The following is a 10,353-nucleotide window of genomic DNA, read 5'->3' on the forward strand; positions in this document are numbered from 1 at the left end:
GACGAAGAACAGGAGCGAAAAGGACCAAAAAATCGCCCAAAGCACACACGAAAACGGATACATCAAGCCAAGAAAAACTTTTTGGAGAAATTCAAAACAGCTTCTTAGTTCTCTCTTATACATATAGTAAGCCAAAGAAAGGAGGTTGCTCGGATAGGTAACCTCCTTTAAATTTTGTTTGGAAAATTCTTAGAATTCAGCTTCTTTCTATTATTTAACCCATTTAATTGGGGGTATTTCAATTTGGAAGACAAAGTGAAAAATGTGTATTGCTGGGGAGGATAGTCTTCTTTTCAATATCAGTTTTTAAATTTTGGGATGCAAATAAACCGGACAACCTCTCTTTATTTTTATTCATTCTCTTCTTTCAGATCCTGCAGCTGCTGTTTTATATCATTTACAAAATCATTTGCCTGTTCCATAATATCATCGAATTGCTTTTTCAGTTCCTCATGATTGAACTCGGCGGCTTTGTCCGACATCTCTTCTGAGAATTTTTCCAGTTCTTTCCGTTGGTCTTCGGTCATGTTTTCCAGTACTTTTTTGCCTTTTTCATTGATGCTGCGGTATTCTTCGCCTACCCGTTTCCAGTCTTCTTCCGTATAGGTAGATGCATTTTTGAGAGTTTCTTCGGTCAGGTTTTTCATGTCGTTCACGTAATCTTGGGCACTGTAGCTGGTGCATGCGGTGAGGCATATACCGGCAAAGCCGATGGCAAGGGTAAGGTGAGATAGTTTTTTCATAAATAGAAGTTTTTTGATGTGAGTGAATACAAAGTTAAACAAATTCTTGAAATCTGGCGGATATTTTCTTTATTTTTGCAACAGATTCAGAAACCAAAATTGATACCCATGAAAAAACAGATTCTTATGTATGCATTGCTGGTGCTGTGCCTTTCGGTGTCGGCATCTTCCGGAAAACAATTGTTCAATAATGGCTGGCGTTTCCATTTAGGTGATATCGCAGAAGCAAAAAACAAAGTATTTGATGACGGAGTGTGGAGGGAACTGACGCTTCCGCACGACTGGAGCATCGAAGGACGTTTTGACAAGGATGCACCAGCCGGTAATGATGGAGGCTATTTACCTGCCGGCATCGGATGGTACCGCAAGACGTTTGAACTACCCAAGGCTATTGAGGGCAGGAAATACCAACTTTATTTCGAAGGAATCTATATGAACTCGGAGGTCTATGTCAACGGGCAGCGTGCAGGTGGGCATCCGTATGGCTATTCTTCGTTTTTTGTAGATATTACATCGTATGTGAAAACGGGAAAGAATACGGTGGCGGTCAGAGTTGATAATTCGCAGCAGAAGAATTGCCGTTGGTATACAGGTTCGGGAATTTACCGTAATGTGTGGCTGGTTGAAAGTGAACTGGTGCACATCGCAAATTGGGGTATCCAGGTAACAACTCCCGATTTGCATACAGCAGTCATTAAGACTGACATAGAGAACGAAACGGATGAAAAGAGGACAGTTGAAGTAAAAACAGAAGTATCCGGACAGCATCAGACTGAAACAATCGTGCTGGAGCCGGGTGAGCGGATTGGTGTAACGCATACCTTGGCATTATCCGATGCAAAGCCTTGGTCGCCCGATACCCCGAACTTGTATACCGCCCGCATCACCGTGACCGAAGAAGGGGAAACGGTAGATTGTAAAGAAGAACGCTTCGGTTTCCGTACTTTGGCCTATTCAGCCGAAAAAGGTTTTCTGTTGAATGGAAAGGCTGTCTTATTGAATGGCGGATGCCTGCATCACGACAACGGCATTTTGGGGGCGGCTGCCTACGACCGTGCCGAATGGAGGAAAGCAGAGCTGATGAAACAGGCTGGTTTCAATGCCGTACGTACTTCACACAACATTCCTTCGGAAATTTTTCTTCATGCTTGCGACGAGTTGGGGCTGTTGGTTATCGATGAAGCTTTCGACGGTTGGCGTGATGCCAAAAATACGTATGATTATCATACGTTGTTTGACGAATGGTGGAAACGTGATATTGAAGCGATGGTGCTCCGCGACCGCAATCATCCCAGCATCTTCTGCTGGAGCATCGGTAATGAAGTAATCGAACGGAAGAAATTAGAGGTGGTGACTACGGCACGTAAACTGGCAGGCCTTTGCCGCAAACTGGATCCGACACGTCCGGTGACATCGGCGCTTGCCGCATGGGACAAAGACTGGGAGATATACGACCCGTTGGCTGAAGCACACGATATTGTGGGGTATAATTATATGATACATAAATCAGAGGGAGATCATCAGCGTGTCCCTTCACGCATCATGATGCAGACCGAATCGTATCCCAACGATGCCTGGAAGAATTTCCGTAAAGTAAAAGACCATGCATACATTATCGGTGATTTTGTATGGACGGCGGTAGACTATATCGGTGAGTCGGGCATTGGACGCTGGTATTACGAAGGCGATGTGCCGGGTGAGCATTACCACCGTCCGCTTTATCCGTGGCATGCTGCTTATTGTGGCGATATCGACCTGACGGGACTGCGCAAACCTATCAGCCATTACCGCTCTATGTTGTGGAATGATGCGGGAGACGAGCATTTGTACATCGCCGTAAAAGAGCCTGATGGCTACAAAGGAAAAATACAGACTACGCAGTGGGGGACGTGGCCTACTTTTGCTTCATGGAATTGGGAAGGGCATGAAGGTAAACCGATAGAAGTGGAAGTATATTCACATTATCCTATGGTACGGCTCTACTTGAATGACCAACTGATAGAGGAAAAGCCGGTAGCGGAAATGAAAGCTGTATTTTCCTTGGCATATACACCGGGTGTGCTGAAAGCTGAAGGCATCCGCAATGGAGAAACAATCGAAACACAGACCTTGCGAACAGCAGGAAAACCTGTTGCTCTGCGCCTTACAGCGGACCGAAGTAAGCTCAATGCCGACGGGCAGGACCTTTCGTTTATAGTAATAGAGGCAATCGATGCGGAAGGGCAGACCGTACCGGTGGCTGATAACCGGTTATCGGTATCTGTCGAGGGGGCGGCTACGTTGCTTGCTTTAGGCAATGCCGACATCAAAGATGAAGACCCGTATTTCGATTCTACGCATCGCTTATGGAAAGGACGTGCATTGCTGGTGGTGCGTTCCAATAAGAAGAGCGGTAAAGCAAGCATACAGGTATCTGTCGGGGATATCGGCGGAAAGGATGTGAAGCAGCGTCTTTCTCTTTCGTTCAGGTGACGTTGAAGCATTGGGGGCAGCACACAGAGACTGGCATCATCCGTGTGCTGCCGGTTGGTATTGTTTATTATGAATGTCCACGGTTAGCCAATCCGGCTGAGTTGAAAACGCAGTATATATCCATAGGCGTATGCAGTATATATTCAAATGCGTATGCAGTATATATTCAACCGCGTATGCAGTATATATTCATTTTTCAGGACTATATATTGGCTGTGGGCGGACATTCATTTTGTCTTATTTGCATCAGAAGGGGTGGCAGGTTTGAACAATTGCTTTTTCAGCCATTCACGTACTGGCAGGTCGTAGAGGCGGTAAGCTCCGTATGCTATCAGAATAGCAAGCAGGAAAGTGCTGACTGCAACGAATATGTGTGTGCCTGTGGGGGCATCTTTGTGGCTGTTTGCCCATGCCATTTGCATATAAATAAGCGGGTAATGGGTGATGTATAGTGGAAAAGATATGTCGCCGAGGAACTTATTGATGCTTTCCGAGGTGCTTCCCTTTACGCTGCTTCCGGCGCCTATGGATACGATAAGCGGAAAGAAAACCAGGATACAGGCAGCTTCGTAAAGCCCGTTTGTCCAGCGTGCGTTTCCTTCCGGACCTAATCCCATCCAGGGCATGCACAGTAATACGACAATCATTGCCGAGCACCACCTTTGACAAATCCCCATGTCGACATACGGTCCCATCGGTCATCGTAAGCATACCCTATGACAAATCCCGACAAGACAAAAAAGAAGTCTACAGCAAGATAGCCGTGATTGATGGGCTGGCTGGTACCGCCGTGGTAATAGGTTTCAAACAAATGGTAGGCTACGACAAGCACAGCGGCTACACCGCGTAGTCCGTCCAGTATTTCGTAGCGTGGCTTAGAGGCAAGATATACATTGCTTTTCATGCGTAAAATATTTTAATTTGTGAAACTTACAGGAGGTAAGAAGTCAAGTAGAAGCCAACACCTTTTAGGCTGATAGCATAAGCAGTGCCATTGCCCTTTATTCTTCATTCTTTACTTTCTCTACCTTCTTGTAGTATATGCAAAGATAATGGATAATGCTTGTTTTCGATATTCCGCTATAAAAGTAAAGTCTTCATTAAAAAACTGTTTTGAATTTCTACAAAAAGTTTTTTCTCGTCTTGATGTGTTCGTTTTCGTGTGTGCTTTGGCAGTTTTTGGGGTCTTCAAAACTCATCCTAAATCAGCATACGATAAATTCAAAACAGTTCCTAAAAAAATATTTTATTTTTTGATATAATCTGTGAGGAAAGCGGAATGCCTTTGCGGGAATTGTGCTAATTTTGTCAACGTATTAATAAAACGATAAGTATGAAACAAAGATTATGGATGCTGGCGGCGGGATGCCTGTTCGCACTCGCTGCCCAATCGCAAGAGACCGTTGCGGTAAACACAGGGAACATCGTTTCGCCGGAAGTGGATACGGCGGCGCAGACAGTCACATTCCGTCTGTTGGCACCGGCGGCAAAAGAAGTGACGGTAGAAGCCGACTATTTCGGCAAGGTGCAGAAACAAACTCCGCTGGGGGCGGTAGAGATGCCTCTCCGTCAGGCGATGACGCGCGACACAGCAGGCGTGTGGACGCTGGAGACTCCGATGCCTGCGCCCGAATTGCACACGTATTGTTTCTACGTAGACGGGTTGCGGATGGTGGATCCCAGCAACGTATATATGCTCCGCGACATAGCCACGTATACCAATTATTTTCTGGTCGACGGTGAGCTGTCTGCCAACTATTTTGTGCGCGAGGTGCCTCACGGCACGGTGTCGAAGGTGTGGTATCCCAGTCCGAAGCTGGGGATGGAGCGCCGCCGCATGACGGTTTATACTCCGGCAGGTTACGAGGACGGTACGGAGCGTTACCCTGTGCTCTACCTGCTTCACGGTGCCGGGGGCGACGAGAATGCGTGGAGCGAACTGGGGCGTGCCGTGCAGATACTCGACAACCTGATAGCGCAAGGCAAGGCGAAACCGATGATTGTGGTGATGCCGAACGGGAACGGCGGGCAGGAAGCTGCTCCGGGCGAGTACCCGAACAGCATGTACAAGCCTTCGTTTATGAATCCGAAGACGATGGAAGGTTCGTTCGAGGTGGCATTTCCCGATATCGTGTCGTATGTGGAGTCGCATTACCGCACGGTGAACGACAAGGCGCACCGTGCCATCGCGGGCCTGTCGATGGGCGGATTCCATTCGCTTTACATCTCTGCCAACTATCCCGACCTGTTCGATTATGTAGGTTTGTTTTCGGCAGCCGTCAACCGTGAGGCAAAGGGAGACAATGCTTTTGTCTATGCCGACCTTGACACGAAGCTTGCCCGCCAGTTTGCCGAGGCTCCGAAACTGTATTTCATCGCCATCGGAACTGCCGATTTCCTGTATCAGGACAATGTGGGGCTCCGCAAACGGTTCGATGCCCAGGGCTACCGTTATGAGTACATGGAAACGGACGGCGGGCATATCTGGAGCAACTGGCGCAATTACCTGAATCATTTCTTGCCGGAGCTGTTCCGGTAGTTTTTCACCACAGATTACACAGATTTTCAATTAAAATTATTTGAATATCCGCAAACAGCCAATGTAGGGGCGTATCGCATACGCCCGGATGCGCCAACTTATCCACGTGAACGCTTTCGGGCGTATGCGATACGCCCCTACAGGTTGATTGCAAGATGCGGGCATTCATATAAAATTATTTTAATCTGTGTAATCTGTGGTGAAAGACAACCTACACGCGGTCGGCTTCCACGTATCCGTGCATCACGGCGTAGATGGCGAGGGCGGACACCGACTTGATGCCCAGCTTTTCGGTAATGTTCTTGCGGTGTGAGATGACCGTGGTGAGGCTGATGTTGAGCCGTTCGGCTATTTCCTTGTTGATGCAGCCTTTGGTAAGGAGCACCAGCACTTCGATTTCGCGGGGCGAAAGGTCGTGCGCGGTGGCGTGCAGGGGAGGTAAGGAGTGATGCCCGTACTGGCGCAGGCGCACGATGGCTTTCAGCAGTTCGTCTTGTGCAAGGGTGCAGTTCAGCGTGGGTACGCCGTTCAGCTGCGGATGTTCCCCGTTCGAAAGCACGATGGTTTTCGGTTGCCGTTCAAGGAAGAATGCGGTATGCATGAAGTAGATTTGTGCCGACACGAAGTAGTGGGCATACATGTCGGGCGTGTCGTCTATCAGTTGTCCGAAAGACGAGAACATACGGATTACGGCATTGGGTATCAGCTCTTCGAGGATGGTCCGCAATCCGAGTGCAGCCAGCGTGTTTTGTTCGAGGATGGCAATTTCAGGTGTATGTGGCATGGTATGCGTTTTTTTTCACCACAGATTACACAGATTAAATTCATTCATTTTTTCTGTGTATTCTGTGGTGCATTATTTCTAAATCTGTGTAATCTGTGGTGAAAGATGGAGGTAGGCAGCGGCAGCTTCGGCACACCGCTCTCCGTCGATGCCTGCCGAGACGATGCCGCCTGCATAGCCTGCCCCTTCTCCGCAGGGGAAAAGGCCCTTTACGGTTACGTGCTGGAGCGTTTCGGCATCACGCACGATGCGTACGGGGGCGGAAGTGCGGGTCTCTACGGCTATCATCACGGCATCGTTGGTAAGGAAGCCGCGCGAACTTTTCCCGAAAAGCTGGAAACCTTTGCTCAGGCGGTCTCCGATGAACCTCGGGAGCCAGAAGTGCAGGGGCGACGAAATCAGTCCGGGACTGTACGACGTGGGGGGCAGGTCGAAGCTCAGTTTCTTGCGGGTAAAGTCTGCCATCCGTTGTGCGGGAGCCGTCTGCCGCATGTTTCCCTGTTGCCAGCAGATTTGTTCCAGCTTTTCCTGGAAACGCATCATCGCCAGCGGGTGTACTGTTCCTTCTTCCGTCTTTGCCTGTGCTGTCAGGGCTTCGGTCTGTGCTTCCGCCGAGTCGGGGAAAGCCTCGCATGCCTGCAGTTGCAGGTCGGGATGGGCGAGGTCTTCCGTGCGGAGTTCCACCACCATCCCCGAGTTGCTCCATTTCGTACCACGGTTGCTGGGGCTCATTCCGTTCACCACTATCTGGTGCGGGCCGCTTGCCGCCGGCACCACGAATCCTCCGGGGCACATGCAGAAGCTGTATACGCCCCGTCCGTCTACCTGTTGCACGAAGCTGTATTCCGCCGCGGGCAGGTATTTTCCCCGTCCCGCCTTGTTGTGGTATTGGATTTGGTCGATGAGCATCGACGGGTGTTCCAACCTTACTCCTACAGCGATGCCTTTCGGCTCGATGTGTACGTCGTGGGTATAAAGCCAGCGGTACACGTCGCGTGCCGAATGTCCTGTGGCAAGGATGACGGGACCGCGGAACGTCTTGCCTGTATTCGTTTCGATGCCAGCCACTTCATTGTGTTCGATGATGAGCGCGTCCATGCGTGTCTGGAAGTGCACCTCCCCTCCGCAGGCAAGGATGGTGTTGCGCATGTTCTCGATGACGCGCGGCAGTTTGTCCGTCCCGATGTGCGGGTGTGCGTCGATGAGGATGGAGGTGTCCGCTCCGTGCTGGCAGAACACGTTCAGTATCTTCTCCACGTTTCCCCGCTTCTTGCTCCGGGTATAGAGCTTTCCGTCCGAGTAGGCACCTGCTCCGCCTTCGCCGAAGCTGTAGTTCGATTCAGCGTCCACTTTGTGCTCACGGCTGATGAGTGCCAGGTCTTCCTTGCGTTCGCGTACGTTTTTCCCCCGTTCTACCACGATGGGACGCAGTCCCAGTTCTATCAGTTTCAGTGCCGCGAACAGTCCTCCCGGTCCGGCTCCCACTACGATGACGGCAGGTTTCCCCTCCACGTTGCGGTATTCGGTATGTGTAAAAGCTTCTTCTTCGGGCATTTCGTTGATGAACACCCGTACTTTCAGGTTGACGAAGATGGTTCGTTGGCGTGCGTCGATGCTCCGTTTCAGTATGCGTATCGCCTTGATGGTCCGTGCGTCCAGCCCCTTCTCCCGGCTGATGTATTGCTTGATGTTGTCATCGCTTGCTGCCTGTTCGGGCAGTACTCGTAATTGAAGTTCTTGTATCATAGGTATCTTTTTTTTCTCACCACAGATTACACAGATTAAACAATTTATTTTACATATCGTTTAATACCGTTCTGTAAGTTTGTGGTATTGAAATTTATTAATAATCCAACGTGTTTGTTCGCAAGTTTCAAGTAAGTGAGCAATTGAGCGGTATGGATAGGCAACAGGTTTTCTACCGATTTTAACTCTACAATGACTTGATTTTCTACGGAAATATCTATTTTGTAAGCATTGGGAATGATTATGCCATTGTAATTGATGTCAATTCCTTTTTGTCGTTCATAATGTAATCCTTTTTGTTCCAGTTCATAGCATAAACACGTTTCGTAAGTGCTTTCAAGAAGTCCGGGGCCCAATGCTTTATGTACTTGATAGGCACAGCCTATAATGTTATATGATAATTGGTTTAATTCTATCGTGTTCATCGGCATGAGAAATAATAAATTAAAATAATCTGTGTAATCTGTGGTGAAGAGAAACACATCATCCGAAGAGTTCCCGGAAGGCTTCTTCTACCTTCCTCACCGGTACCAGTTCGATTTTGATTTTCTTCCGGTCCAGACCTTGCAGATTATGTTTGGGGATGAGCATGCGTTTGAAACCCAGTTTTTCCGCTTCGCCGATGCGCTGCTCGATGCGGTTCACCGGACGGATTTCACCGCTCAGGCCCACTTCGCCCGCCATGCACACGCCGGTTTCTATTTCCGTGTCCATATTGCTCGAAAGGATGGCGCTGATGACCGCCAGGTCGATGGCAGGGTCGTTCACTTTCAGTCCTCCGGCTATGTTGAGGAACACGTCCTTCTGCGCCAGCTTGAAGCCTACCCGTTTCTCCAGCACGGCGAGCAGCATGTTCATCCGCCGCAGGTCGAATCCCGTGGCGGAACGCTGGGGCATGCCATAGGCTGCCGTGCTCACCAGTGCCTGCACTTCGATGAGGAACGGGCGTATGCCTTCTACGGCGCAGGCGATAGCCACTCCGCTCATTCCCTCGTGGTCTTGCGTGAGCAACAGTTCCGACGGGTTGCTCACTTGCCTCAGCCCGTCCTGCCTCATCTCGTAGATGCCCAGCTCCGCCGTGCTCCCGAAGCGGTTCTTGATGCTCCGCAGGATGCGGTACATGTAGTGCTGGTCGCCCTCGAACTGCAGTACCGTGTCTACGATGTGTTCCAGCACTTTCGGTCCGGCGATGCTTCCTTCCTTGTTGATATGTCCGATGAGGATGACGGGCGTTCCTGTCTCTTTGGCGAACTTGAGGATGGCTGCCGAACATTCGCGCACTTGCACGATGCTTCCCGGCGAAGAATCGATGGTTTCGGTCGATATGGTCTGTATGGAGTCGATGATGACCAGGGCGGGGGCTGTGTTCTTGATGTGGGTGAAGATTTGTTCCAATGACGTTTCGCAGGCTATCAGCAGCTGCGTCGTTTCGGGATGCGGGATGCGGTCGGCACGCAGTTTCAGTTGGCGGGCACTCTCTTCGCCCGAGATGTAAAGCACTTTCAGGCCGGGCAGGCGCAATACCGTCTGAAGGATAAGCGTTGACTTGCCGATGCCCGGCTCGCCTCCTATCAGGGTGAGCGAGCCTTCTACCAGCCCGCCTCCCAGTACCCGGTTCAGCTCGTCATCTCCCATGTCGATGCGCAACTCTTCGCTCGAAGTGATTTCGTGCAGTTGTTGTGGTTTCGAGCGTACGCTTTCGATGCCGTGCGCCGCGTGTTTTGCCACCGGTGTTTCCTTGCGTACCACCTCTTCCGTAAATGTGTTCCATTGTCCGCACGAAGGGCATTTGCCTGCCCATTTGGGCGATTCGTATCCGCAATGGGTGCATACATACACCGTTTTTTCTTTAGCCATATCTTTCCCTTTTCAGTTTCTTTCGGCAAACTTAGGCAAAAATCTGCGAAATTCATGTGTTGAAGAGGTGAAAAAATATGTCGGGTAAGGAATGGGGGACTTCCGGCAGAGTCAACCAGCGAGTGCAACATTACGAAATATTTTTGAAAAAGACCTCAGCCGGAGTCAAGAAATTGAGTTTTTCTCTCGGTCTGGCATTAATTTTCTTCCTG

At 49.7% G+C, this 10,353-nt stretch carries 7 protein-coding genes and 1 pseudogene; 2 read left to right on the plus strand and 6 right to left on the minus strand.

Annotated features, from left to right (window positions below):
- Window positions 1–350: 350 nt before the first annotated feature.
- Window positions 351–743: a hypothetical protein gene (locus B5F71_RS17270; RefSeq protein ID WP_087212780.1), complete on the minus strand. Its 393-nt coding sequence runs from the start codon at window positions 741–743 to the stop codon at window positions 351–353.
- Between the two features lie 126 nt (window positions 744–869).
- On the opposite strand from B5F71_RS17270, the gene B5F71_RS17275 reads away from it, so the two are divergent.
- The gene (locus tag B5F71_RS17275) at window positions 870–3,215 is read left to right on the plus strand and encodes a sugar-binding domain-containing protein (protein ID WP_241148643.1); all 2,346 of its coding nucleotides are present in this window, start codon (window positions 870–872) and stop codon (window positions 3,213–3,215) included.
- A 227-nt stretch (window positions 3,216–3,442) separates the two neighbouring features.
- Here the strand turns inward: B5F71_RS17275 and B5F71_RS17280 are convergent.
- Window positions 3,443–4,119: pseudogene (locus B5F71_RS17280) on the minus strand (acyltransferase family protein).
- Window positions 4,120–4,548: 429 nt separating this feature from the next.
- Here B5F71_RS17280 and B5F71_RS17285 point away from each other — a divergent pair.
- The gene (locus tag B5F71_RS17285; RefSeq protein ID WP_087212785.1) at window positions 4,549–5,754 is read left to right on the plus strand and encodes an esterase; all 1,206 of its coding nucleotides are present in this window, start codon (window positions 4,549–4,551) and stop codon (window positions 5,752–5,754) included.
- A 211-nt stretch (window positions 5,755–5,965) separates the two neighbouring features.
- Here the strand turns inward: B5F71_RS17285 and B5F71_RS17290 are convergent, their stop codons facing one another.
- The 4 genes from B5F71_RS17290 to radA all read right to left on the minus strand — a co-directional run bounded on the left by B5F71_RS17290 (window position 5,966) and on the right by radA (window position 10,141).
- Window positions 5,966–6,538: a LuxR C-terminal-related transcriptional regulator gene (locus B5F71_RS17290; protein WP_013617292.1), complete on the minus strand. Its 573-nt coding sequence runs from the start codon at window positions 6,536–6,538 to the stop codon at window positions 5,966–5,968.
- Window positions 6,539–6,616: 78 nt separating this feature from the next.
- Window positions 6,617–8,284, minus strand: coding sequence for an FAD-dependent protein (locus B5F71_RS17295; protein ID WP_087212788.1), 1,668 nt, complete (start codon window positions 8,282–8,284; stop codon window positions 6,617–6,619).
- 44 nt (window positions 8,285–8,328) lie between these two features.
- A complete protein-coding gene (locus B5F71_RS17300) occupies window positions 8,329–8,709 on the minus strand; it encodes a GxxExxY protein (protein WP_087212792.1) in 381 nt (126 codons plus the stop codon).
- 58 nt (window positions 8,710–8,767) lie between these two features.
- Window positions 8,768–10,141, minus strand: a complete 1,374-nt coding sequence (radA, locus tag B5F71_RS17305) for a DNA repair protein RadA (protein WP_013617289.1) — start codon at window positions 10,139–10,141, stop codon at window positions 8,768–8,770.
- Between the last annotated feature and the right edge of the window lie 212 nt (window positions 10,142–10,353).

Source organism: Bacteroides sp. An269, from assembly GCF_002159755.1.
GTDB lineage: Bacteria > Bacteroidota > Bacteroidia > Bacteroidales > Bacteroidaceae > Phocaeicola > Phocaeicola intestinalis.